Here is a 23506-nt window from a genome sequence, read left to right on the forward strand (position 1 = left end):
TCGACGTTTCAATTATAACTTACGACCGTTCGCTATTAAGATGCAACCATGAGCCCTCGACATTCCGCAATAGCCGCCAACGACACTCGCGAGTCGATCATTAAGCTCAGCGTCGAGCAGGCTTCGATCAATGGGCTGGAAGGGCTGACTATTGGCAGCCTGGCGAACAGCTTGGGCATGAGCAAGGCCGGGCTGATTGGGCCCTTCGGCAATCGGCTAGGCCTGCAACTCGCCACTCTGCAACAAGCTTGCGAACAATTCGAGGCAGCCATTGTGCAACCCGCCCTGACCCACCCAGCCGGCCTACCCCGGCTCAAGGCCACCCTCGAGGCTTGGATTGACTATCTAGCCGATTGCCCTTTCCCGAACGGCTGCTTCGTTACCGCGGCAGCAACCGAACTGGATGGTCGACCCGGGCCGCTGCGCGACCGACTGGCTAACGAACTGCAACGCTGGTTAGGGTTCCTTCGGCAGAACGTGCAGCAGGCCCAGCAAGAGGGTGAGCTAGCCCTTGAATTGAGTCCCGACGATCTGGTGCAACAGCTAGTGGGAATCGCAATGGCGACCAATCAGTCCATCCAGTTACTGGCCGACGACAGTGCAGCGCAGCGAGCCCGGCGACTGATGGCCATCACGCTGTCACTGTCTCAGCCTTTGGGTTGAGCGCGAATAGACAGCTTAGGCTAATCTCACTGAGGATTGGCTTTGCTTGCTATCGCGAATCACTCAGAATAACTAGGCTAGGAACATGAGCCAATTCACCACACTTCTGCAAGAGCAAATCGGCCACGAGTTCGCTGCTTCACAGCAGTACATCGCGGTATCTGTCTGGTTCGATGGACAGGACCTACCTCAGTTGGCCGCTCACTTCTATAAGCAATCGTTGGAAGAGCGCAATCACGCCATGATGATGGTGCAGTACATGCTCGACCGTGACATCGAGGTCAAGATCCCCGGTATCGGCGATGTCTACAATGATTTCAAGGACGTCACCGAACCACTCAAACTGGCCTTGGAGCAGGAAAAACAGGTCACCACTCAGATCGAGAAACTCTTCGCCACCGCTCGCGCTGAGAATGACGCGCTGGGCGAGCAGTTCATGCTCTGGTTCCTCAAGGAGCAGGTCGAGGAAGTTGCTTCGATGAGCACTCTGGTCAACATTGCCGAGCGCGCGGACAGCCTGTTCGACATCGAGAACTTCATTGCCCGCGAGACCATTGGCGACGGCGGCGAAGACTCGGCAGCTCCAGAAGCAGCGGGCGGCGCGCTCTAAGCCCCCCTCGTCCTATCGCTCCGCCGAGTTCGGAGATCTGCACGCTTTGAATGACTCAATCCGTGCAGATCTCTGAACTCGTTGCGGTTTAATGGATGCATCCCGACGGTGCTCTAGAAGGAGATTCCCATGAGCGTTGAATTACCTGAACCCATCCAGAAGGCCTTCGATGCCACCAACGCCGCCGATTCCGACGGTTTCGTTGCCGCCTTCGCTGAAGACGGTTTCATCAATGACTGGGGCCGTCAGCTGAACGGCTCGGCGGGAATTGCCAGCTGGAATCAGACCGACAATATTGGCAAGCAAGCCAGCTGGGAGGCACTCTCCATTGAAGAGCAGAGCCCCGGGCAATACCTGGTCAGCATTAAGACCGGCGGCAACGGCTACAACGGTGTCAGCCCCTTTGTTTTCACCCTCGCGCACGACAAAATCCACTCAATGGTGATCAGCGCAGGCTGACTCCCACTGCCGCATCAGCCCTCATCGAGTGTGCAGTTCTACACCTCATAGCACCGCCAAAAGATGTAGATCTGCACACTCGGTTGCTTGGCGGTCGATGCTTGGGGACGGCCTTTGTTGAGGGGCCGCGTCCGCTACTTCATGCCGCGAAGATCCAACTGCAGACCAGCATCGCCACCGGCAACCAGCTTGACCGGGATACCCCAGTCCTGCTGATAGAGATGGCAGGCAGCGTGATCCGGGATCTCGCCGTCGGCGTCCTCCGGACCATCACAAGCCGCCGCCCGCGCGGTGATGTGCAGGATACCTTCCGGTACCTCGGAGTTCAGGTCCAGAATCCGATTCAGACCGGTCGAGGTGCCGTCGCCGGAAAGCAAGAGTTCAGGCGGCGTCGATGAGATCTTCAACTGAGTCGGGTCGCCCCAGCGGTGGTCAAGTTTCTGGCCAGTGGGCGCGCTGAAACGCACTTCAAGGGAGAACTCGCCGGGAGCGACATTGCTGGTCGGTCGCTGCGTCTGGGCCGCACCCTCATCGACCTGCAGAGCGTCCTTAGGCAACGGCAGGCGGATGAGTTGATGCCTATTCGCCTCCACCACAATCAGCAACTCGCCGTCGAGCAGCACGTCAGAGGGCTCGGCTAGACCTCGGGCCAGGGTACTGACTTGCTTGCTCACCCGATCGTAACGCCGCACCGCACCGTTATAGGTGTCCGCCACCGCGACCGAGCCGTCCGGCAAGGCGGCAACGCCGAGCGGATGCTGCAATCGTGCCTGCGCGGCCTCACCGTCCCGGAAACCGAAGTCGAAGAGCCCTTCGCCGATGGCGGTTTCCACCGAAGAAACCGCGCCCCCCTTGGTCCGCAGCACCCGCAGCGCAGAAGTCTCCGAATCGGCAACCCAGATATTCCCCTCCGAGTCCTCGGCGATCCCCGATGACTGGGCGAACCACGCCTGGTCAGCGGCGCCGTCCAAAAGTCCTTCGAGCCCAGTGCCGGCGAGCACGCTGAGCGCTCCACTGCGTGGTTCGAAACCGAAAATCTGATGCACCCCGGCCATCGCCACCACCACCTGGCCGAGCGCCGTTGAATAGACCACATCCCAGGGCGAGGAGAGCGCCACTGAAAGCGCGTCCTCGGAGAGCACCCCGAGCAGGCCCTCACCCTGCTCATTGACCCGGCCTGGCCCGGCATCGAGCAAACGCTGCACCCCGTTACCGGCGATGCTGCGCACCTCTCCGGTGGCGAGGGTGAGGCCGCGCAAACGGTGATTCACCGAATCAGCCACCACCACCTCGTAACCGAGCTCTGCCGCAAGCTCGGCGGGCAGCAGTGTCATGCCCTGCGGCTCATTGAACTGCGCGGTCTCAGCCGGTCCGTCGGCAAACCCCTTCTGGCCGCTGCCGAAACTGCGCACCACGGTTTCCAGATCTTCGGCTAATTCGACCAGGCGATGATGGCCGGTATCAGAAACCAGGAAGTTACCGGGCTGACCGTCGACGCCGGGCAGCGGCAACACCTTGCCAGGGAAACGCAGCGTGCCAGCCTGCGGCTCAGGGGCCACATACGGCCCGCTGCCACGATGCAAGGTGCCCTTAGCCTCATGTTGCGCCACCAACTCCGGAATGAACGAGGCTAGCCCGGCTGAATGGCCTTCGCCGGAGAGGTTGGCCACGATGTAACCTTCCGGATCGATCACCACCAGCGTGGGCCAGGCCCGGGCCGAATATGCCTGCCAGGTAACCAACTCGGGATCATCAAGCACCGGGTGATGAATCTCGTAGCGCTCAATGGCAGCGGCCAGCGCAACAGGATCCGCTTCGTGCTCGAACTTCGGCGAGTGCACTCCCACTGTCACCAAGACGTCGGAGAACTCTTCCTCCAATGGGCGCAATTCATCGATTACGTGCAGGCAGTTGATGCAGCAGAAGGTCCAGAAGTCCAGGATCACAATCTTGCCACGGAGCGCCTCGAGGTCCAGTGCTGCCCCGCCGGTGTTGAGCCACCCGCGGCCTACCAGGTCGGAGGCACGAATTCTTGGGCTGGTCGCTGACATCAGTTCTCTCCAGAAGTCTCAGAATCGGTGGTCTTCGGTTCGGTGTTTTTACCAGCGTTTTTGCCGACGGGTACCGTCCGACGCGCCTTGGACGGCTCAGCAAGCTGGGCAAACATGTCGTTATAAGCGGTCAGATCGGCGTCGTTATTCCGATCTGCGGCCCGGTCCTTACGTTTTGTTTCTCGGGCGTCGGATCGTGACCACATCAGGGCCACCCCGATCGCCACCAAAACGGTGGGGACCTCACCTATCCCCCAGGCCACCGCACCGCCAATTTGCTGGTCAGCAAGGGCCGAGACCCCCCAGGATTTGCCCAGGTTCCCGAAATAGGAGGCTTGCAGCAGCGTGGTAGAACTCATGATCGCAACACCGAAGAAAGCGTGGAAAGCCATTGTGGCGAGCAGCAAGAGCAGGCGTAGCGGGTAGGGGAAGCGGTATGGCACCGGATCACTGCCGATCAGCGAAAGCACGAAGAGGTAGCCGGTGATAGTGAAATGCAGGATCATCAGCTCATGCCCCACATGGTCACGCATCGCATAACCAAACAGCCCAGAGTAGTAGAAGATCACAATACTGCCGGCAAAATTAGCCGCCGCGAACAACGGATGAGTGACTAGCTTGGAGAACTTGGAGTGCACCACAACCAAAATCCACTCTCGGATGCCACGGCTGCCATCGGCTCGAGGTTTGAGCGTTTTAAGCGCCAGGCTCACGGGCGCACCCAAGACTAGGAAAATTGGCACCACCATGGTGAGCGCCATGTGATCAACCATATGCGCGCTGAAGAGTACCATTCCATAAACGCTGGGCGGGCCGGAAGTGACGTAGACCATCGCCACCATGCCGACCAGCCAGGCCACCGTGCGCATCACCGGCCAGCTGTCGCCGCGGCGTCGTAGCTTGCGCACTGCGAGCAGGTAGGCCACCCCGGCACCTAGCGCGAAGGTGAGCCAGAGCCAGTCCATCCGCCACTCGGTCAGCCAGCGAATCGGCGTCAGCTCAGGTGGCAGCGGGTAGCCAGAGAGAATCTCTGCCGGAGAGGTATTCGGGGCGTACTCGGTGACCTGCGGGGGCGCCGACTGACTCAGTCCGACGGCGACGCCGCTGGTAGCGGCCATCACCACCAGCTCTACCAGGATGAGCTGCCAAAGCACCCGCTTCGCGCTCTTCACCCCTTTATCCAATTGTGGAATGATCCACTGCCGGTGCATCAGGCCGATTGCGCCCAGCAGCAAGGTGGCCACCGCTTTGATCAGGATGAGCTGGCCATAGGGCGAGTTGAAGAGAGCATCCCAGCCGGTGACTCGAATCGAAGCATTAACCACACCGGAGGCGAACACCAGGCAGAAGGCAAAGAGGGCCAGCGAGGAGAACCGCTTGAGGACCTTGCCGGTCAGCGCCTCCGGCTTCAGCAACTTGGTAGAAACCACACTGAGCGCCACGATGCCACCGAACCAGAGCGCGACTCCGACAATATGTAAGAGGAGCGAATTCACTGCGCCCTGGTGGTCGGCCGCCGAGGCAGAGTGCCCAATCAACGCCTGCGGCACCATGCCAATCACTGCCAGGACAAGTGTCAGGCCGAGGCCGGTGAGCGCCCGCACCCCGAAGCACAGCGTGGTGACCACTGCGGCAAAAATACAGATCGCAAGCCAGGCACGGCCGGAGTCGATATCGGTCATGAAGAAGACCAGTCCGCGAGTGAAGTCGGTGCCTGCTGAGATAGCAAGGCCGGACTGTTTCAGATAGGTGAAAATCAACACCGCGATGGCGGCCAATGTCCAGACCACGGCGGCCAGCGAGGCGAGCGTCATGGCACGGCTAAACGCCGGGTGTTCGTCTGTGTTTTTACTGCTGGCAGTACGGCCTTGAGAGACCCGGTTCTTTGGCAGAATAACCACCGCGAAAACTAGCGACCCGACGACCGCGGCCACGGCCAGATTGTGAATCATTAAGGCGGTGGGTAGGGCCCATCGCACCACCGGGCCAGCGTCCAGGAGCGTACTGGCGACTAACGCTCCGCCGAAGACCAGCGAGCCCACTAGGCCAAGCACTGCAGCTCCGAGCGCCAACAACAACCAGGGGTTGCGAATTCCGTCCGGCGTTTTGGTCTTAGTCAGCGAAGCAGGCACCACTCCATTCTCCGGCATGGAAGGATTCGAGGCTAATCAGCTGCGCCCTTGTTCAGCCACCAGCTCAGCGGGGAGCCCTCATGCTGCTGCCCCGGAAACAGCAAAGGCGGCTCCCCCGAAGGGAACCGCCTTTGCGTGAAGTTTCAGAAGTACTTACTTCTTCTTGGCCGGAGCCTTCTTCGCAACGGCAGCCTTCAGCTTGGAGCCAGCGGTCAGCTTAACGCTGTGGCCAGCGGCGATCTGAATGGTCTCACCGGTCTGCGGGTTGCGGCCGGTGCGAGCTGCACGGTCGGTGCGCTCAACTGCGAGCCAGCCCGGGATGGTGATCTTCTCGCCAGCGGCAACTGAGCTTTCGAATACGGAGAAAACCGCATCCAAAACGTTGTTCACTGCAGCCTGGCTGGTCTCAGCCTTGGCAGCAACCTCAGCAACAAGCTCACTACGATTCTTAGCCATTTATGTCCTCCTGGACCTAGGAATGGAGCTAGAACACGGGATTCGTTCTAGCCACTGTTCGAAAACATACCAGTTCTAGCTGACTTCGCCAGCAAAATCGCGGCGATTTCCCCGGAAATTGGCGGTTTTCTTCATCTTTCGCGGCGTTTCGAGGCTTTTGTTCGCTCTCAGAGTAGAACTCGGCCGCCCGTCGACCTCTCTCCCCACCGCCCGCCAGTCACCCGCCGAGTTCGCGGATAACTCTCGGATTCGCTAGTAATTACCAGCGAATCCGAGAGTAACTAACGAACTCGCGGATGATTGGCGGCACTGTTGACAGGGCGGCTCGGCTGGAGTTGAGTCGGAGTAGCCGCGCCGCTCCCCAGGAGTTGGGCCGGAGCATCAAGCCATCCTCAAGCATTGGATTCACTGTGGAATACACCTACCTAGGTCGCACTGGCCTCAAGGTTTCGCGTTTAGTACTTGGCACCATGAACTTCGGACCGGTCACCACCGAAGAAGACAGCCATCAGATCATGAGCAGCGCCCTCGATCGTGGTATCAATTTTTTCGATACCGCGAACGTCTATGGCTGGGATAAGAAGGGAACCACCGAAAGCATCATCGGCAACTGGTTCGCTGCCTCCGGCCGCCGCGAAGATGTGGTGCTGGCCACCAAGGTCTACGGTTCAATGGGCGAAGGTCCGAACTCGGAAGGGCTCTCCGCGAAGCACATCCGCCGCCAAGTCGAGGCCTCCTTGAAGCGTTTGCAGACCGACTACATCGACCTTTACCAGTTCCATCACGTGCAGCGGGACACCCCCTGGGACGAGATCTGGCAGGCCATGGAAGTACTCGTTCAGCAGGGCAAAGTGCTTTACGTCGGCTCCTCGAACTTCGCGGGCTGGCATATTGCCCAAGCCAGTGAAGCGGCCGCAGCGCGACACTTCCTCGGCTTGGTCAGCGAGCAGTCGATTTACAATTTAATGAACCGCCATCTTGAATTAGAGGTACTGCCTGCAGCTAAGCACTATGGCCTGGGCGTGATCCCCTGGTCGCCGCTGGCCGGCGGCCTACTGGGCGGCGTGCTGCAAAAGGGGAAGTCAGCAGTGCGCGGCGTCGATGACTATCGCCAGGGCTTGCTGACAAAGAACCGCGACAAGATCAAAGCCTTTGAAGCCTTCAGCAAGGAGCTTGGCCAGCATCCGGCAAACGTCGGCCTAGCCTGGCTACTGGCCCAGGACGGGGTCACCGGCCCGATCATCGGCCCCCGCACTGTTGAACAACTCGAAGGTTCACTCGCTGCACTCAAAGTAAAATTCAAAAAGGCTGAGCTCGCAAGACTTGATGAAATTTTCCCCGGTCCCGGCGGCACCGCCCCCGAGGCCTACGCCTGGTAAACGCTAAGCGAGCTCCGTCCGGCTGATTGATTATAGCTTTTTCATTATATTTACGATCATCTTTAAGCATGTTGTGCTAACCTCCAAGCAATTATCGTGCAACCAAGGATGGTCATGAACGGAATATCACGTCGCAAGGTAGTCCAAGGATTGGCTAGCGCGGCCGCAGTTGGCGCATTGTCTTTTGCAGCTCCTTCAGCCTCAGCCGCTTCTTGCCCTCAGGCGACCTTGAAGGTTCTGGTGCTCAATGCCTGGTACGGCGGGAAGAAAATCCCCGGCGGCGTGCAGATGATCGCGGACATCATTAAGGAATCCGGCGCCTCCCTTATTTTTATCCCGGAGGCGAAGGAGACCACTCCCGAAATTGTCTCCAAGCTCAAAGATACCGGGCTGCCGTTCCAGCACGCCATGACCGGAGACACCGCGATCATCTCCGCCTACCCCATCGGCGAAACCACCACCTTCCCTTTCCTCACCAAAGCGGTAGTGACTGTCGGAAAGACCGAGATCGCAGCTTACGCCGCCCATCTGGAATACCGCTGGTATGCCACTTACCTACCTCGCGGCTACGGGGCGGGAGTGCCGGACGGAGAGTTCTCAGAATACGCCTGGGACAAGATCCCCAGCGGTCCGGTCACTGACGTCGCTGCGGTCAAGCGAGTCAATGACGCCTCGGGCCGACCTGCCGCGATTGCCGAATTCATTAGCGACGCGCGCAAAGAACGACGGCTCGGCCGACTGGTGGTGATGGGCGGTGACTTCAACGAGCCCTCCACTTTGGATTGGACCAAACGCACCGCGCGACTTTTCGACCATCACGGGGTTACCTTGCGCTGGGGGTCAACTCAAGCACTCAAAGACGCCGGCTTCGTGGATGCTTACCGGCTGCGACACCCGGACCCGGCGAGCCATCCCGGCTTTACCTGGCCTGCTAGCAATCCAAACGCTGAAATTAGCGAACTAACCTGGACACCCGAAGCCGATGAACGCGATCGAATTGACTACGTCTTTCACTATCCGGATCCCCGGCTCCGGCTGACAAGCGCGGAAGTGGTCGGACCAAAGGGATCGATCGTGAGGAACCAACGGGTCGACGAAAGCGGCCGGGATCCGATTATTTTGACCGACATCCCGTGGCCCACCGACCACAAAGGTGTGCTGGCAAGTTATTTAGTGAAATCTTGAATACATTTTGACTGCCTAGAGAGCCGTCACGATCACTGGGAAATAGCTGACAGGGCTCAGCAGCATTATGAAAAGCCGATGGCAGGCACTCTAGGGAGGATGCCTGCCATCGGCGGTCTCGACAGCTTGGGCGAGAGATTCATTTCGAGGCTTGAGGAATGAAGATGAATGACCTGAGGCAACGCACTCAGCAAAAGTTCGTGGGATGCAGAGTTTCATCACCTTAGCGGCTCTCTCGAACTCAAGATTATCTGTAACATTACAATTTCACAGAGAATCAAGTGAAATATTACTAAATAAGTCTCCATTTTATTAACTATTTAGAAATCAAGAAATGACCACCGGCACCTCAGGCTTACCAAGCCGAAGGTGTCGAAAGCCTACGGACGTTAAAAGCCGAAGGGCCGGTCGCCAAAGCGACCGACCCTTCGTGAAAAGCTCTTACCAGCTGGACTTCTTGATACCAGGAAGTTCACCCTTATGTGCCATATCGCGGAACCGAACACGCGAGATGCCGAACTTCTGGAAAGTGCCACGCGGACGACCATCGATCACGTCGCGGTTACGCAGACGGATCGGGGAAGCGTTGCGGGGCAGCTTCTGCAAGCCCAGGCGAGCGGCTTCACGCTGCTCGTCGGTGGACTCCGGGTTGACCAGGGCCTTCTTCAGCTCGAGGCGCTTCTCAGCGTAACGCTCGACAATGACCTTGCGCTGCTCGTTACGAGCAATCTTCGACTTCTTAGCCATCTCTTAGCGCTCCTCTCGGAATTCGACGTGCTGGCGGATCTTGGGATCGTACTTCTTCAGAACCAAACGGTCTGGGTCGTTACGACGATTTTTGCGGGTTACGTAGGTGTAACCCGTGCCCGCGGTGCTCTTCAGCTTGATGATCGGACGTACGTCCTTGTCTTTTGCCATTAGAGCTTCACCCCACGAGCCAGGATGTCGGCGACGACGGCGTCAATACCGCGCACGTCGATGGTCTTGATACCTTTTGCCGAAAGCGTCAGCGTCACATTGCGACGCAGGGACGGAACCCAGTAACGCTTCTTCTGAATATTCGGGTCGAACCGACGCTTATTGCGACGGTGCGAGTGCGAAATGCTATGTCCGAAGCCCGGCTCAGCTCCAGTCACTTGGCAGTGTGCTGCCATGATTTGCCTCCATTGATGTGTGTATTTTTCACGCAAAGCAGCGTCCAGCCAGATCAGATTGGAGTTTTCACTACCGTGCAGAAGCAGATCAAGAGGCCAGCCGAGGGTCCGCGCAACGTGAGCCCCTAACTACCGGCTGCCGAGTTTTCGACCTCCGGAGCAATTGCCCGAGTTCCACGCCACTTAGCGCCTGATAAGTTTACCGGCACAACCGGCATTAAAGCGAATCTGCCAGCGGTCAGCCCGGCGCAAATGACCAGTCAACACTTCCGGCCATTCCAAGAACTCGATGAGCACAATGCGCAAAAGGTCGAAAAGGAGCAGATCTCACTTTTATCTTCTCAAGCAGAGTGTGACCTAGATCATGCACTAGTGTCTTGCGAAGGCTGAACGAGGCATCAAGCGTCAAACAACACGGCAAAGTCGGAAGATTTGGCCGCTCGAACAGCCAGATCACTCGAAATTTTGACCAATAGCCGTCAGACATCGACGTCGGACTCAAGGGGAGATATAACGTGCTGGTAGTTCTCGGCTTTTTAATGATCGCCGTTTTCATGGTGCTGATCATGACCAAGCGAATGACTCCGGTCCTCGCCTTGATCCTGGTGCCTACCGTTTTTGGTCTGTTCGCGGGCGGACTGCTGTGGGGTGAAGACCACAACCTCGGCGATATGGTGATGAAGTCGATTGGTGGCCTGTCTTCCACGGCAGCACTGCTGATGTTCGCCATTATTTACTTCGGGCTAATGATTGACGTCGGTCTTTTCGACCCACTGGTGCGCTTTATTCTGCGTGTGCTCGGAAATGACCCGGCCAAGGTGGTGCTGGGGACCGCGCTACTAGCCGCCGCCGTCTCCCTCGATGGCGATGGCTCGACCACCTTCATCGTTACCACCGCCGCGATGCTACCGGTCTATCTTCGTTTAGGCCTCTCCCCCGTGGTGCTGACCTGTGTCGCTGGCCTGGCCAACGGCACCCTCAATATCGTGCCCTGGGGCGGCCCGACGATCCGTGCAGCCACCGCTCTGAAGGTCTCCGCCACCGACATCTTCGTGCCGATGCTCCCTTCGTTGTTTGCCGGTCTACTGGTCGCCTTCGGCTTTGCTTGGATGCTCGGGGTGAGCGAACGGCGACGACTACGGGCACTCGACCCGATCGCTTGGGCACCGGGGGCCGGGCAAACCATCGCCCCCAGCTCCAAGACGGTGGGCGGTGGCCTGGGCAAGATGTTGGGCGGCGCCGGACAACTGGTCAAGGTGAAGGTAGACCCGGCCGACTCGACTATGGCGGATACCGTGCTCGACCCTGATCGCGCCACGTTGCGGCCTAAGTTGATCTGGTTCAACCTCGTTTTGACCGTGCTGATCATGGTGATGCTGGTGCTTGATGTGATTCCGCTGCCCTACGTCTTCATGCTCGGCAGTGCCATCGCTCTGCTAGTCAACTTCCCGAAGGTGCACGATCAGGCCAAGCAGTTGATCGCCCACGCGCCCTCAGTGGTGGCTGTGGTGGCCATGGTGATGGCTGCCGGGGTACTCACCGGTGTGCTCAGCGGCACCGGCATGGTCGACGCCATGTCGCAATGGCTAGTCAATATCATCCCGCCATCAATGGGCCCCTTCACCGCGGTACTCTGCGGCTTGATTAGCATTCCGGCGACCTTCTTCATGAGCAACGACGCCTTCTACTTCGGTATCTTGCCGGTGCTCAGCAAAACCGCCGAGAACTACGGCATCCAGCCGGTCGAAATGGCTCGCGCCTCGATCACCGGCCAGCCGGTGCACCTGCAGAGCCCGCTAGTGCCAGCGATCCTCCTGCTGGTGTCCTTGGCCAACGTTGACCTCGGCGATCACCACAAGAAGGTGCTCTGGCGAGCCCTGGTGGTTTCTCTGGTGATGCTAGCGGTCGGCGTACTGGTCGGCACTATTCCTTTTGGCCGCTAGGCCAGGCTAATTCAAACCAGTTCAGGCTAGTTCGAACCAATTCAGGTAGACCGTGCACCCTAGTGACAGCAGAAAGGACCGGCAGATGGCAACCATCATCTTGGCTCATGTGAAAGGCGAGGACGGCCTGGCCGCCGTCCGGGAAGCGAGCCAGCAAGCCCGCTGGAGAAATGCCAGAGTTATCGCGGTGAGCGCTCAGGGCGATGCCAGTGGCACCCCGGTGTACTCCTCCCCCGAAGCCTTCGAACAGATTTCGGCCGAGTTGGGGGCGGCCGGACTGGAGTTTGAACTGGTGCCAGCTCGGGATAACTCGGCGGAACAGATCCTAGAACTCGCCGCCGAACACTCGGCTGAACTCATTGTGCTAGCTACCAGGAAACGTTCACCTGTGATGAAGCTCTTCCTCGGCTCGATGGCTCAGCAGGTAATCCTGGAGGCCGACTGTCCGGTGCTGACCGTTCGCGGTAGCTAGTCGGTAAAACTTAGGGCTAAAACACTTCAGGGCCGTTTCGGTGCGTCGCAGATTTATGCGACGCACCGAAACGGCCCTTTAGCTGCTGCTTAGCCGTGCAATTTGAGCGTTCCTTGATGTGGCTCCACCACGTACTGACCGGTGGCCGGGTCCAGGTAGGTCCAGGTTGAGCTCAAGGTGCCGGTGTTGTAATTCTGCAGGTGGCTCACGGTGTAGCCGGTGGCCGGTTCGTACCAGGTCACCAGGAACAAACCCTTGGCATTTTTCACCACGCTAACTGCAACGGTGGAAACAGAACCGTCGTTGACGTCAACGTAGCTGACCTGCTTACCGTCGGCGGAAAAGGTCAAAGTACTGGCAGCACCGTTATCAAAGCTGACATCCACCACACGACCAGCCAGCGTACTCGGCACACTCTGCGGTTTCGGAGCAGGTTTTTTGGTGGTTTTGGCCACTTGCTGCACCGAGGTGCTGCTTGGTTGCGGCGCTTCCGCAGCAGCGGGTTGAGCCGCCGCCACTCCGAGCACGCCAATGGCTAGGGCAGTAATTGCACTGGTAATGATTCGCATGATTTCTCCTACTGTTTTGCTAACTGTTCGCTGAGTTGCGGAAGGTTCCGAGGTTGCGCAGGACCGACCCCCAATTCCGGTGCTGCCGGGCAGATTGCCGCTTATTTGCCGCTATCCCACACGGTGTGCCCGCTGACGGTTTTAGCCGGATAGTCCTGTACGGCATCCCAGTGCTCCACAATCTTCCCGTCCGCATCCAAGCGGAAGATGTCGATTGAGCCAGAGCCACCGGCCCCGGACTCGGCTGGCGCGAAGGTCTGCGCCATCACGAAGTCACCTTCTGCAATGGTCCGTGGAAATTTAGTCGCTGCTGCACCGGTCAATGGGCTCGCGCCGGCAAAGGCCTTCACAAAGGCTTCCTTACCGTCGGCAATCAACGGGTTGTGCTGGAGGTACTGTTCGCCGACAAAGTTGTCCACCGCTTGCTGCGCTTTCGCCTGGTTGAAGGCTAAGTCGAGAAAGCTGCGCACCGTCTCGGTGTTCTTCTGCAGTACCGAGGCTGTCACCGGAGCCACCTCGGTCGGACCATCGAACATGGTGTGCCCGTTTGCGCTTTTAGCCGGCACATCCTGAATGGCGTCCCAATGCTCAACGATCTTGCCCTGGCCGTCAAAACGGAAGATATCCATCACTGACTGGCTGCTGCCACCGGGCTTGGCGGTCATTTCGGTCTGCAAACCGACCAAGTCAGCTTGGCCGATCACTCGATGAGTTGTCGCTTTGAGTTGTGGATTGGCTTTGAGCAACGCTCCAATGCCCGCGGTAAATCCGGCGGCACCGTCGGCGACCCCAGGGTTGTGCTGCAGGTAGTCAGCGGCCAGGTACTTCTGTGCCGCTTCCTCAAGTTTCTTCTGATTGAACGCCAGATCGTAGAAGTCTTGGGCTGCCTTCTTGTTCGCCGCCACCTGCTGATCAGTCGTCGCCGCCGAATCACTAGTTGAAACGGCGGTTGCTGGCGCCTCGGAGCCATCGGCTCCGGTGGCAGTTCCGGTGGTAGTAGAGCAGCCAGCCAAGACCAGCAATAGACTCACCCCGAGCAGCGGGCGGAAGCCGCGGATCACTTTTCTCTTCATTGTCTTAGTCCTTTTCAGCCGTTGCGACCGACAAAGTTCATCACCCGTCGGCACCTTCAGCTTCTGCTTTTTTCGGCATATGATTCAATAATTGAGATGGAAATCGGCAAAATACCGGTAAAAAACGGCAATAGGACGCCTCGTGAAGTGGAGTTCCACGACACTCGTGGCTCCGCTGGCGGAATTGAGGCTCTGCCGCTGAGCACGCTACGGCGGCAGGCTCCGGCCGGGGAATTCAGCGGTGCGCAGCGACCACAATTCGCTATTCTGCTCTTCCTCACCGAGGGCTCATTGACCCAGCTGATCGACTTCCATCCCTTCGCTTTAGCACCGGACTCGGTGCTCTTGATCCATCCTGGGCAACTACTGCAGTGGGGAAATCTTGACGCGGTGGAGGGTCATTGCGTGCTTTTTCGGCCCGACGCGCTCAGTAGCGAGGTGTTCGCCACTTTGCCAACACCGTATGAGAACAATCATTGGAAACTCAGCCCGGCGTTAGCTGGCGCCTTCACCACCCAGCTGAAGTTATTGGAGAGCTACCGGGCCTCGGCCAATCCGGCTCGCGCCGGCCTCTTGCACCATCAACTCTCCGCGATCCTGCTACACCTCAGCCTGAATTCGGAATACCCAGCCCCCAGCGAGCCGAGCAGCTACCGGCATTACCGAGCATTTCAAGCACTCCTGGAGACAAACTTCGCCCGACATCGCGGCGTTGGTTGGTACGCCGCCGAGCTAGGGATCTCGATCCGGACGCTTCGCAACGCCTGCCAGCTCTCGGCGGCGAAAAGCCCTAAAGACATCATTGATCTGCGCGTTCATCTAGAGGCCAAGCGCTACCTGACTCACTCGGAAATATCGATTGTGGAGCTATCTCAAATCCTGAATTTTCGAGACAGCTCAAACTTCTCCAGCTTTTTTAAACATCTTGAGCAGCTCTCGCCGCGGGAGTTCCGTGGCAGGCAGAAGCTGGCGGCACTCAAAGCCCCGAGCAACGAGTGATAAGTAGCGAGTAGCATTACCAGCTGAACAGCATTTCAGCCGAGACCCTAAGGACTTCCCATGCTTGCCACCATGATCCACGCACCCCAGGACATCAGGGTTGAAGAGCGGCCTCAGCCCAAGATCTTGCACCCCTCCGATGCCGTGTTGCGCGTTGTGGCTGCCTGCGTCTGCGGATCAGATCTCTGGCCCTACCGCGGCGTCCGAGCGACCAAAGAACCGCACCCGATTGGCCATGAATTGGTCGGTGTCGTCGAAGAGGTGGGCGCCGAGGTTAAGACGGTGAAACCGGGTGATTTTGTGATTTCACCTTTTTCGATCAGTGACGGTAGCTGTGTCAACTGTCGCAATGGCTGGACGCAGGCCTGCGAGCACGGCACCGGCTTCGGCGGCACCGACGGTTTTGGACTTGCGGTCGATGGCGCTCAGGGCGAGTACGTCAGGATGCCTTATGCGGACGGCACCCTGATCGCCACCCCGGAAATGCCTCCGGCAGAGTTAATCCCAGATCTGCTCACCCTGGCCGATGTGATGTGCACCGGCCATCATGCGGCTATCTCCGCAGAAGTGGGTCCGGGCAAGAGCGTTGTGGTGGTGGGCGACGGCGCGGTGGGCCTTTCCGGCGTGCTAGCGGCCTCTCGGCTCGGCGCGGAACGGATCATCATCATGTCTCGGCACGCTGATCGACAGCGGCTCGCCGTTGAATTCGGTGCTACCGACGTGATCGCCGAACGTGGTGAGGCGGGCATCGCCGCGATTAAACAATTACTCGGCGGACTCGCCGATTGTGCCCTGGAGTGTGTCGGCACCAAGGAGTCAATGGATCAGGCCTTGCATGTGCTGCGACCGGGCGGCCATCTTGGCTATGTCGGGGTACCCGCGGGTGGTCCGGAACTGCCGCTGCGCTATCTTTTTGAGACGAATATCCATGTCGCCGGTGGCATCGCTCCCGCGCACACTTATATCCCGGAGCTACTGCCCGAGGTACTTGACGGCAGCCTGCGACCGGGCCGGGTTTTTGACCTTGAGCTGCCGCTAAGCGAGGCAGCGGAGGCTTACCGGGCAATGGATGAGCGGCGGGCTATCAAGGTGCTGCTCAAACCGTAGGGTTCTGATCATGAATGCTTCCTGAGCTTGGTGCGGAGTTCGACTGGGCCGTCTGCAGCTCGCCGAGGCGAAGTCCTTCCAGCGCATCGGCAGCAGCGGCAGCCCCGCCGGCGCAATGAAACTTCTCCGCGTAGAGCTCAACCTTCTCGGCATAACTAGGCTCAGCCAACACTTGCGCGGTTGCCTCGGCAATCTGCGCACCCGAGGCTCGGGAGAATCTGACTGCTATGCCCAGGCCGTGTTCAGCAGCGTTTTGCGCGATCAGCGGTTGATCGTCACGGATACCTGCCAGCACCATCGGCACACCGTGCCAAATTGATTCACAAACACTGTTGTAGCCGCTATGCGTAATGAAGACATCGACATGGCGTAGCAGTTCCCGTTGCGGCAGGAATGGTGCGCTGAGCAGGCACTCCGATTCGAACCCGGTTAGCACCCCGCTCGGGTCAGCGACAATGGTACTGATACCGGCCTCGGTCAGCCCTTCGGCGGCGGTTTTCAGAAACCTCTCCCCAGCCTCGACGTTCGCGGTGCCCAGCGCCAGCAACGCGGTCGGTCCTTCGGCTTCGCGAGCGAAATCAATGAACCGCTCCGCTGCCTCTCCGCCGGTGTTAGGACGAAAGACCGGCCCAACAAAATCAATCGGCGTGCTCGGCAGGGGGCCACGCTGGAACAATCCGGCAATGCCATAGGCCAAGCTCAGCAACGGCGAGAAAAGCGGATTAAAAGGCGAGTTATGAGGAGGGCCGGCCGGGCCGATGACACCGTCCGGCAAGCCCAGTTCCTCGGCAAGTTCGGCGAACAGCGTGGCACGCCATTGGGCGACTTTGGGTAGTTCCGCGAGCGGGTTGAGCAACTCATCCATGGTGCTGAGCGAGCTTACCCAGGGCAATCCCAGTCGCTCTGCAACGATCGCCCCGGCGAGCGCCTGCTGATCGACAAGCAGCAACTCAGCCCGGAAATCCTGTGCTGCTTCGGCTAGATCGTCGGCCATCCCCCGGGCCAGCGGAACGAAGATGTCTTCCCAGAGGAACTTCAGCGCTGCGGGCCCTTTCAAGTTATCTGGACGGCTTGGTGCCAGATCGTCTGGCCAGCCGCTGCGACACGGATAGCTGGTCGCGGTGGGTGGCAGTAATCTTCGCTGGAAACCGGCAATATCGGCCCAGGCAATCAGGTGCCCTCGGGCTTCGAGTTCGGCGGCGACACCGAGCAACGGGCTGATATGCCCGACGAGCGGCGGGGTGACAATGAGGATTCGCATCTTCAGTTCTCCGCTCAGTGCGAAGGCTCGGCGATTCGCAGCGGAGCCACCGAACCGGTGGCCGCTGGGTGGGCGCGCACCCAGTCAATCACTTCGATCTCCACCGTTTTGGCGGCATCTTGCAAAATGGTGTGACCGATATCAGGCACCATAATGATTCGATGTTTTTTGACCTGCGCTCGGACCAGTGGTTCCTGCGCCGCCAAATTCGATTTAGCACCGTAAATCGCCAATAGCGGCGCCTCAATTTTACTCAGTGCATCTTCAGCGACAAGCTGGCTTTGCGGCAGCTCTTCAACGATTTTAGTGGTGTTCAAAATACGTAGCGCGACCTTGGCTAGCCGCACCCCGTGGGCACCATAGGAATCCTTGATCTTGCTCATAAAATCGGGTTTGACCGATTCGATCAGGCATTGATCAAGCGCGTCTTGCATCACCGAACGCCAACTTTCAGTGGGATGCTCACCCTCGATGACGGTGACGCTGGCCACTCGCTCCGGAAAGCGCAGCGTAAACGAATAAGCAATTGCACCGCCGTAGGAGTTACCGACCAAATGGATCGGTCCGGGAATCTGAATCTCGGTCAGCAACTCGGCCAGATCGTCTACCACGTGGTCGACGGTGTAGCCAGATTCAATTCGTGCGCTCTTACCGTGCCCACGGTGATCGAACATCAGCACATCGAAACCTGCGGCCGCAAACGCTGGAGCAACGGTGAAGTAGTAGCTGGAGAGATTGTCGATCAGAATGCCATGAATGAGCACCAAGGTTTCTCGCGGTGCTCCCGGGGCAAGGCCGGTAGCACGCAACAGCTCATAGTTGAGTTTATGACCGTTAATGATCGCTGAGGTCATGCTACCCCCTCCGCTGCGGAGTCCTTCGCCGTCTCACTGAGCCGCTCGGTGACATAGTCGACGAGTTGTCCCACCCGCATTTCAATGATCTCGTCAAGCTCCATCGAGCCGAGGAACTCAGCGAAATTGATCGCTTCACCGTAGCGATCACGCAGCTTGCCACCAAGCGTGACCAAGTCGATGCTCTCCAACTCAAGATCATCCTGGAACAGGGTTTCGCGAGTAACCTCAATATCGTCAAGCCCGTAGTCCCCGAGTAGCTCTTCGAGGATTCGGCTAATTTCCGCAAGCACTGCCTCTGGGCTTGGCACATCCTGTGAGAGGTTGGTAGTCATCGTGAAGTCCTTTCATAATCGGATGAATCAGTGGTCCAGGCGACCACATATTTGCGCTCGGGTAGTTTTTCTGGATTTTCGATAGTGCGCACCGCAACCAGCTGACGTCGTAGCGCGGCGCTGACCTCGAGATAGAAATCGCAGCTCGCATCGCCGGGGTGCACGGCGACAATCTCGAATTGGCGAGGCTTACCGGCAAGTCCGGTACCGAGCGCCTTGCCAACCGCCTCCTTGGCGGCCCAGAACCGGGTCGGCCAGGCCTGTGCTTCAATAGCATCCTCGGCTCCTAGCGCGCTCGGTTCGAGCCTGCCAAGCAGCTCTCGCTCGTTCTCGGTAAAGGCAATCTCCCGGAACGATTCGGATCGATGGCCAATCACCTCCAGGTCGATGCCGACCCCGTTCAGTTGGGTCTGTTGGTTCTTTTTGTCTTTGCGTCGGCGCACCATGGCAACCCCAAGGTCTTCACAATGGGCCACCGAGACGTCCAGCTCCGGCAATTCCCGACCATGCAGTCCAGCCACCACCGGTTGCCCGGAGGCCAGGTGATCAATGGCTATCTCCGCCGGGAAGATCGCCTGCCCGGGCTGCGATTTCCAGAGTTCTAGACGCACCGCATCCTTGAGCGCCACCTTACCGAGTAGCCGTTGCCGTCGACCCCGTGGTGCGCTGGCCTGATGCTCCAGGCGCTCCTGTTTGGCCAGATACTTCCGCATGGTCAGGTCACGGGAGGCCAGATCGGGCCAATAGTCTGGCATCAGTACCCAGCCACCGGGTTGCGGATGTGCGAAGGCATGATGCTCGATCGCTTCGTCCATCTGGCGAATATTGGGGGCACTGTCGAAGCGTCGATCCTGCCAGCCGGTCAGTTCACACCAGATCTTTCCATCATGGAGTAACTGGCCATCGGCTTGGAAGAAGTCATCGTTGACTTCGGTGATTCGCAACAGGCAGTCTATCTCGCTGCCGGGAGCCGGATCCGGGCCGAAAAATTTGATCGTCTGCATCCCGGCCGGAAACACAGTAGAACGCTCGGTAAACCTCGACATCAACCAATACCCAGCCAACTGACCGACGTTATCCAGCAGCGCGCCCGGGGCAGGTTTAGCCACAATCCGGCCGCGAATATGCTCCGGGCCAACACCATGCACCGCCACGATCCCCTGATATTGCGGGCCATGGAACATCCAGCGCTTGCTGTACATTTCCGATACTTCGGTCAGTCCGGAGGGACCCTCCGTTTCGAGATTGACCAGCCACGGCTCTGATTCGGGGACGTTGTAGTGCTCGGCAAGTTCCACCGTGCAATGCGAGAAACCGCCAAAGGACATCGCCAGTCGACTATCGTCGATCCAGCTCGCGGTGATCTCCAGCCGACGAGGTTCGGTCAGCTCGACCCACTGGTTGAATCTGACCGAATGCACGGCCACAGCGTGCTGCCCGCTCAACCGCTCGGCCTCATCCATCAGCAAGCGGATGATCGTGGTACCTGGCACCACCGGGAACCGGTCGCTAAATTCGGGCCAATCCGCGCGCTGCGAGAAGAAGCTGTGGTCAGCAAGATGGGGCATCGTCTGGAGGGATATCTCAAGACTTCGCGGTTCGGGCGGGCTCGGCTGGCTAGGGATGGCTGGCTGCGATGGCCCGTCTAAGGCCGGCGCAATCACCGCAACTGGTACGGCCTGCGGTATCGATGTCGGAGGCTCGGCGAGGCTCGGCGAAGCCTGAATGGCTGGCTGCGCTTGGCTCGGGGCTTTCAGCGCCGCGCTCATCACCGAGTCGACCAGCTGATTCGTTTCGGCAAGCAGGGCACTCAGCTCGGTAGCCAGTTGGGGATTGAGATTTCCGCTGTTGGCCAGTTCCTTCACCGCCGTCGACGAGGGCTGGTTGCTCTGTGCCGCCAACTCGCTGGCCAGCGCGGCCGCTGCCTGCTCGGATAGCTTGGTCACCGGGCTGGTCAGATCCAGTCGGCTGAGCGGCCCCGTCCGCCGGGCCGCTTCCCTCTCGGCAGCGGGTTCAACCGAGCCAGTGGCGGCAACTGAGTTGACACCGAGGAAGCTCAAATCGACCTGTCGTCCACAACTCCAGAGCGCGGCCAGCACGTTCCGCAACTGATCGAGGCCCTGACGCTGAGCCGAATTCGCACTAACCACCAGGTGTTCCCGCTCACCGAGCGTATCGGTGATCAGGCTGCCCATTTGTCCCGGTCCAAGCTGCACGAAGATCCGATGACCGGCCTGGTACATCTGCTCAATCAGTTCCCGGAACCGTACCGTTTCGAGTAGGTGCCTGACAAAAATCTCTCGAATTTGCTGCTGATCATCCGGGAATGGCGCCACCGTGGTGGCCGACCAGACCGGGATCTGCGCGGCCCGCATCTCCAAGTTGCCGGTGAGGTTCTCGAGCTGGTCGAGATACTGCGCGAACATTGGGGTATGGAAGCCAGAGACGAAGGGCAGCACCCTGGAAACGTGCCCCTGGGCACGAAATTTCTGTACTAACTCAGCCACCTCATCCTCTGGACCGCAGATCATTGACTGCAGCGGCGAGTTATCGTGTGAGAGCACCACTTCTTGCTGTCCCGCCAGTTCGGCGAGCACTTGCTGTGCAGGAGCACCAATCACCGCGAAAGATAGCCCTGGGAATTGAGCATCGGACATTCCGGAAGCGTCCAGGAATTCATCGACCCGCGCACTGTCGTAGATGCCGCCCAGCACCATCGCGGCCCACTCTCCGACGCTATGACCAGCAACCGCGTCCGGCTGCACGCCAAGTTGCTGTAACGCCGCCGCCAAGATTCGGGACACTTGCAGCACCGCGCTGCCCTGCAGCTGAGTGTTGCCGACCAGCTCAGTCGCTCCGCCATCGGCCCCCGCTCCGGCCGCGCCTCGCAAGGGCGGTAAGCCGAAGTGGGAAATCACATCGGCAACGTTGGGCTTGAATTCGGCTTCCAAACCGGGGCAGACAAAGGCCAGCTCAGCTGAGCCAAGCGGCTCGCTGCGCGAACCAAGCCCGGCCTGGTTTCCGACCCCGGCGCGCTCTGAATCGGCAGATAGCGGACCGGGCCGGAACCAGACATCTCCGCGGCCATGCCAGGCCTTTCCTCTGGACACTGCCTTGCGGGCCATCGACAACTGTTTTTTGCCGGGCGCCAGAATGGCGAGCCGGACCGCACCGGTTCCCGGATCTGCGCCAATCTTGCCAACTAACTCATCGTCGTCCAGGGCGAGGATCTGCTGCAATTCCGGCACACTGTCAGCCGAGAGCAATAACACCGGGGCCGCCGAGAGAGCGGGGACCGGCGTTGCCGTCGAGGGGGCTGATCGTACTCCGTCGGCGTCGAAAAGCTCTGTCCCGATCAGCACTGGCTGCGCTGCTTGCCCGGGTAGCTGTTCAACCACCAGATGGGCATTGATGCCACCAAAGCCGAAGGCATTGACTCCGGCCCGGCGCAGTGGCTGCCGCGGGTCGGTAGCCCATTCGGCAGGCTGGCTAAGCGGGGCAAACCTGGTTGTTGCCAGGCCGGGGTGTGGTTGGCTGATCCCCAGCGTCGGAGGAAGTACACCGTGGTAAACCGCAAGGACCGCCTTAATTAACCCGGCGGCTCCGGCGGCGGGCATGGCATGGCCAATCATCGACTTCACCGAGCCGATCACCGGCTTGGGTCCGACCGGATCAGCAGCACCGAAAACCTCGGCAAGAGTGGTCAATTCCGAGGCGTCTCCAGCCGGTGTGCCAGTACCGTGAGCTTCAATCAATCCCACCGAGGCGGCGCCCGCGGGGTCTATCCCGGCTTGTTGCCAAGCGGAGCGGACGGCACGACTTTGACCACCAGGGTCGGGGTTCATCAGGCTCGAGGTGCGGCCATCGCTTGCCACTCCGCTGCCCCGAATAGTGGCGTACACCCGGTCCCCATCACGAACCGCGTCTTCCAATCGTTTGAAGGCCAGCACTCCGGTGCCTTCGCCGATCAGAATGCCATCTGATTCAGCATCGAAGGGGCGGCTTTGCTGGGCAACCGAGAGCGCGCGTAATTGGGTGAACACGCTCCACAGCGTGACGTCATGCGCGTGATGCACCCCTCCCGCCAAGACCAGATCACAACGGCCGGACTCCAATTCTTGCACCGCGTGATCGACCGCGAGCAGCGAGGAAGCGCAAGCACCATCGACGGTATAGGCAGGCCCGCGCAGATCCAGTCGATTGGCCACCCTGGAGGCGGCCAGATTCGGCACCAAGCCGATTGCAGTATCCGGTCGGTCAGGACCGAGTTGCTCGAGGAAGGCCTGCTTGATCTTGTCCAATTTCTGCTCGGTTAGATCCGGCATTAACTGCCGAAGAGTGCTGACCAGCTGATGGGCGGTGCGTACCCGCTGGTTGAGCCGCACCACGCCTGGCGCCAAATACCCGCCACGTCCCAACACGATACCCACCCGGGAGCGATCCAGGCCCGCTACCAGTCCCTCAGGTCCCCAGGCCCCGGCATCGGCTAACGCTGCCGCCGCCATTTCAAGAGCGATCAGCTGATCCGGTTCGGCACCCTCAATCGAGCTGGGCATAATGCCGAAACGGGCTACCGAAACCTCGGGAAAGTCCGCCACGAAACCACCGCGACGGCAGTAGAAACGGTCCGAGCTAGCCGGTTCAGAACTGGCTTCCGGATGATAGAGCTCAGGCTGCCAGCGACCCTCGGGAACCTCGCTGATCGCATCAGTCCCGGCGAAGAGGTTATCGCGAAACTCTTGCAGATTCTTGGCACCGGGGAAGAACGCAGCCATGCCAACAACTGCTATCGGCTGCTGCACTC

21 protein-coding genes are annotated in these 23506 nt (G+C 59.4%); 9 read left to right on the forward strand and 12 right to left on the reverse strand.

Features of this window, described 5'->3' with window-relative positions; all coding sequences use genetic code 11:
• The first annotated feature begins 48 nt into the window (after positions 1 to 48).
• The 3 genes from UM93_RS11990 (at position 49) to UM93_RS12000 (ending at position 1732) form a co-directional block, all read left to right on the forward strand.
• Positions 49 to 663 carry a TetR/AcrR family transcriptional regulator gene (locus UM93_RS11990; RefSeq protein ID WP_045075819.1) on the forward strand — a complete coding sequence of 205 codons (615 nt, stop codon included), beginning with the start codon at positions 49 to 51 and terminating at the stop codon, positions 661 to 663.
• A gap of 85 nt (positions 664 to 748) precedes the next feature.
• The gene (locus tag UM93_RS11995; RefSeq protein WP_045075820.1) at positions 749 to 1273 is read left to right on the forward strand and encodes a ferritin; all 525 of its coding nucleotides are present in this window, start codon (positions 749 to 751) and stop codon (positions 1271 to 1273) included.
• 129 nt (positions 1274 to 1402) lie between these two features.
• Complete coding sequence (locus UM93_RS12000; protein ID WP_045075821.1) at positions 1403 to 1732, forward strand: ketosteroid isomerase; 330 nt, start codon at positions 1403 to 1405, stop codon at positions 1730 to 1732.
• 134 nt (positions 1733 to 1866) lie between these two features.
• On the opposite strand, the gene UM93_RS12005 is transcribed toward UM93_RS12000, so the two are convergent.
• From UM93_RS12005 to UM93_RS12015, 3 genes are all read right to left on the reverse strand, one after another.
• A complete protein-coding gene (locus UM93_RS12005; RefSeq protein WP_045075822.1) occupies positions 1867 to 3783 on the reverse strand; it encodes an NHL domain-containing thioredoxin family protein in 1917 nt (638 codons plus the stop codon).
• On the reverse strand, positions 3783 to 5933 hold the full coding sequence (locus tag UM93_RS12010) for a bifunctional copper resistance protein CopD/cytochrome c oxidase assembly protein (RefSeq protein WP_082057130.1): 2151 nt from the start codon (positions 5931 to 5933) through the stop codon (positions 3783 to 3785). The genes UM93_RS12005 and UM93_RS12010 overlap by 1 nt, the downstream gene beginning before the upstream one ends.
• Before the next feature lie 135 nt (positions 5934 to 6068).
• A complete protein-coding gene (locus UM93_RS12015; RefSeq protein WP_045075823.1) occupies positions 6069 to 6371 on the reverse strand; it encodes an HU family DNA-binding protein in 303 nt (100 codons plus the stop codon).
• A gap of 410 nt (positions 6372 to 6781) precedes the next feature.
• Between UM93_RS12015 and UM93_RS12020 the strand changes: the two genes are divergently transcribed.
• Both UM93_RS12020 and UM93_RS12025 read left to right on the forward strand, forming a co-directional pair.
• Entirely contained in the window at positions 6782 to 7750 is a 969-nt protein-coding gene (locus tag UM93_RS12020; protein ID WP_045077349.1) for an aldo/keto reductase, read from the forward strand.
• A 114-nt stretch (positions 7751 to 7864) separates the two neighbouring features.
• Entirely contained in the window at positions 7865 to 8935 is a 1071-nt protein-coding gene (locus tag UM93_RS12025) for an endonuclease/exonuclease/phosphatase family protein (RefSeq protein ID WP_045075824.1), read from the forward strand.
• 441 nt (positions 8936 to 9376) lie between these two features.
• Here UM93_RS12025 and rpsN read toward each other — a convergent pair whose 3' ends face one another.
• From rpsN to rpmB, 3 genes are read right to left on the reverse strand one after another with little or no spacing between them, the layout of a single operon-like run.
• Positions 9377 to 9682 carry a 30S ribosomal protein S14 gene (gene rpsN, locus UM93_RS12030; protein WP_045075826.1) on the reverse strand — a complete coding sequence of 102 codons (306 nt, stop codon included), beginning with the start codon at positions 9680 to 9682 and terminating at the stop codon, positions 9377 to 9379.
• 3 nt (positions 9683 to 9685) lie between these two features.
• A complete protein-coding gene (rpmG, locus tag UM93_RS12035; protein ID WP_003798558.1) occupies positions 9686 to 9853 on the reverse strand; it encodes a 50S ribosomal protein L33 in 168 nt (55 codons plus the stop codon).
• On the reverse strand, positions 9853 to 10089 hold the full coding sequence (gene rpmB / locus UM93_RS12040) for a 50S ribosomal protein L28 (RefSeq protein ID WP_045075827.1): 237 nt from the start codon (positions 10087 to 10089) through the stop codon (positions 9853 to 9855). Before rpmB ends, rpmG begins: the two co-directional genes overlap by 1 nt.
• Positions 10090 to 10604: 515 nt before the next feature.
• On the opposite strand from rpmB, the gene UM93_RS12045 reads away from it, so the two are divergent.
• Together UM93_RS12045 and UM93_RS12050 are read left to right on the forward strand one after the other, a co-directional pair.
• Complete coding sequence (locus UM93_RS12045; protein ID WP_045075828.1) at positions 10605 to 12032, forward strand: CitMHS family transporter; 1428 nt, start codon at positions 10605 to 10607, stop codon at positions 12030 to 12032.
• Between the two features lie 85 nt (positions 12033 to 12117).
• Positions 12118 to 12504, forward strand: a complete 387-nt coding sequence (locus tag UM93_RS12050; protein ID WP_045075830.1) for a universal stress protein — start codon at positions 12118 to 12120, stop codon at positions 12502 to 12504.
• Positions 12505 to 12593: 89 nt separating this feature from the next.
• Here UM93_RS12050 and UM93_RS17200 read toward each other — a convergent pair whose 3' ends face one another.
• Both UM93_RS17200 and UM93_RS12055 read right to left on the reverse strand, forming a co-directional pair.
• A complete protein-coding gene (locus UM93_RS17200) occupies positions 12594 to 13073 on the reverse strand; it encodes a MoaF-related domain-containing protein (protein WP_052663770.1) in 480 nt (159 codons plus the stop codon).
• A gap of 101 nt (positions 13074 to 13174) precedes the next feature.
• Positions 13175 to 14146 carry a nuclear transport factor 2 family protein gene (locus tag UM93_RS12055; protein WP_052663771.1) on the reverse strand — a complete coding sequence of 324 codons (972 nt, stop codon included), beginning with the start codon at positions 14144 to 14146 and terminating at the stop codon, positions 13175 to 13177.
• A gap of 96 nt (positions 14147 to 14242) precedes the next feature.
• On the opposite strand from UM93_RS12055, the gene UM93_RS12060 reads away from it, so the two are divergent.
• Together UM93_RS12060 and UM93_RS12065 are read left to right on the forward strand one after the other, a co-directional pair.
• A complete protein-coding gene (locus UM93_RS12060; protein WP_045075831.1) occupies positions 14243 to 15145 on the forward strand; it encodes an AraC family transcriptional regulator in 903 nt (300 codons plus the stop codon).
• Between the two features lie 60 nt (positions 15146 to 15205).
• On the forward strand, positions 15206 to 16252 hold the full coding sequence (locus tag UM93_RS12065) for a zinc-dependent alcohol dehydrogenase family protein (RefSeq protein WP_045075833.1): 1047 nt from the start codon (positions 15206 to 15208) through the stop codon (positions 16250 to 16252).
• On the opposite strand, the gene UM93_RS12070 is transcribed toward UM93_RS12065, so the two are convergent.
• Genes UM93_RS12070 through UM93_RS12085 form a run of 4 tightly spaced genes read right to left on the reverse strand, consistent with a single transcriptional unit; the run spans position 16242 to position 23504 of the window.
• Complete coding sequence (locus tag UM93_RS12070) at positions 16242 to 17513, reverse strand: glycosyltransferase (protein ID WP_045075835.1); 1272 nt, start codon at positions 17511 to 17513, stop codon at positions 16242 to 16244. The two genes, UM93_RS12065 and UM93_RS12070, sit on opposite strands and share 11 nt — an antisense overlap.
• Before the next feature lie 14 nt (positions 17514 to 17527).
• Positions 17528 to 18367, reverse strand: a complete 840-nt coding sequence (locus UM93_RS12075) for an alpha/beta fold hydrolase (RefSeq protein ID WP_052663772.1) — start codon at positions 18365 to 18367, stop codon at positions 17528 to 17530.
• Positions 18364 to 18702, reverse strand: coding sequence for an acyl carrier protein (locus UM93_RS12080; protein WP_045075836.1), 339 nt, complete (start codon positions 18700 to 18702; stop codon positions 18364 to 18366). Before UM93_RS12080 ends, UM93_RS12075 begins: the two co-directional genes overlap by 4 nt.
• Positions 18699 to 23504: a type I polyketide synthase gene (locus UM93_RS12085; protein ID WP_199921745.1), complete on the reverse strand. Its 4806-nt coding sequence runs from the start codon at positions 23502 to 23504 to the stop codon at positions 18699 to 18701. Before UM93_RS12085 ends, UM93_RS12080 begins: the two co-directional genes overlap by 4 nt.
• Positions 23505 to 23506: the final 2 nt, after the last annotated feature.

Source organism: Psychromicrobium lacuslunae (genome assembly GCF_000950575.1).
In the GTDB taxonomy this organism is placed as follows: domain Bacteria; phylum Actinomycetota; class Actinomycetes; order Actinomycetales; family Micrococcaceae; genus Renibacterium; species Renibacterium lacuslunae.

Coding starts and splice junctions, on each gene's coding strand:
- UM93_RS12010 (WP_082057130.1), bottom strand. CDS start 5,933: ATGCCGGAGAATGGAGTGGTGCCTGCTTCGCTGACTAAGACCAAAACG.
- UM93_RS11990 (WP_045075819.1), top strand. CDS start 49: ATGAGCCCTCGACATTCCGCAATAGCCGCCAACGACACTCGCGAGTCG.
- rpsN (WP_045075826.1), bottom strand. CDS start 9,682: ATGGCTAAGAAGTCGAAGATTGCTCGTAACGAGCAGCGCAAGGTCATT.
- UM93_RS17200 (WP_052663770.1), bottom strand. CDS start 13,073: ATGCGAATCATTACCAGTGCAATTACTGCCCTAGCCATTGGCGTGCTC.
- UM93_RS12000 (WP_045075821.1), top strand. CDS start 1,403: ATGAGCGTTGAATTACCTGAACCCATCCAGAAGGCCTTCGATGCCACC.
- UM93_RS12065 (WP_045075833.1), top strand. CDS start 15,206: ATGCTTGCCACCATGATCCACGCACCCCAGGACATCAGGGTTGAAGAG.
- UM93_RS12075 (WP_052663772.1), bottom strand. CDS start 18,367: ATGACCTCAGCGATCATTAACGGTCATAAACTCAACTATGAGCTGTTG.
- UM93_RS12055 (WP_052663771.1), bottom strand. CDS start 14,146: ATGAAGAGAAAAGTGATCCGCGGCTTCCGCCCGCTGCTCGGGGTGAGT.
- UM93_RS12070 (WP_045075835.1), bottom strand. CDS start 17,513: ATGCGAATCCTCATTGTCACCCCGCCGCTCGTCGGGCATATCAGCCCG.
- UM93_RS12005 (WP_045075822.1), bottom strand. CDS start 3,783: ATGTCAGCGACCAGCCCAAGAATTCGTGCCTCCGACCTGGTAGGCCGC.
- UM93_RS12060 (WP_045075831.1), top strand. CDS start 14,243: ATGGAAATCGGCAAAATACCGGTAAAAAACGGCAATAGGACGCCTCGT.
- UM93_RS12050 (WP_045075830.1), top strand. CDS start 12,118: ATGGCAACCATCATCTTGGCTCATGTGAAAGGCGAGGACGGCCTGGCC.
- UM93_RS12025 (WP_045075824.1), top strand. CDS start 7,865: ATGAACGGAATATCACGTCGCAAGGTAGTCCAAGGATTGGCTAGCGCG.
- UM93_RS12015 (WP_045075823.1), bottom strand. CDS start 6,371: ATGGCTAAGAATCGTAGTGAGCTTGTTGCTGAGGTTGCTGCCAAGGCT.
- UM93_RS11995 (WP_045075820.1), top strand. CDS start 749: ATGAGCCAATTCACCACACTTCTGCAAGAGCAAATCGGCCACGAGTTC.
- UM93_RS12080 (WP_045075836.1), bottom strand. CDS start 18,702: ATGACTACCAACCTCTCACAGGATGTGCCAAGCCCAGAGGCAGTGCTT.
- rpmB (WP_045075827.1), bottom strand. CDS start 10,089: ATGGCAGCACACTGCCAAGTGACTGGAGCTGAGCCGGGCTTCGGACAT.
- rpmG (WP_003798558.1), bottom strand. CDS start 9,853: ATGGCAAAAGACAAGGACGTACGTCCGATCATCAAGCTGAAGAGCACC.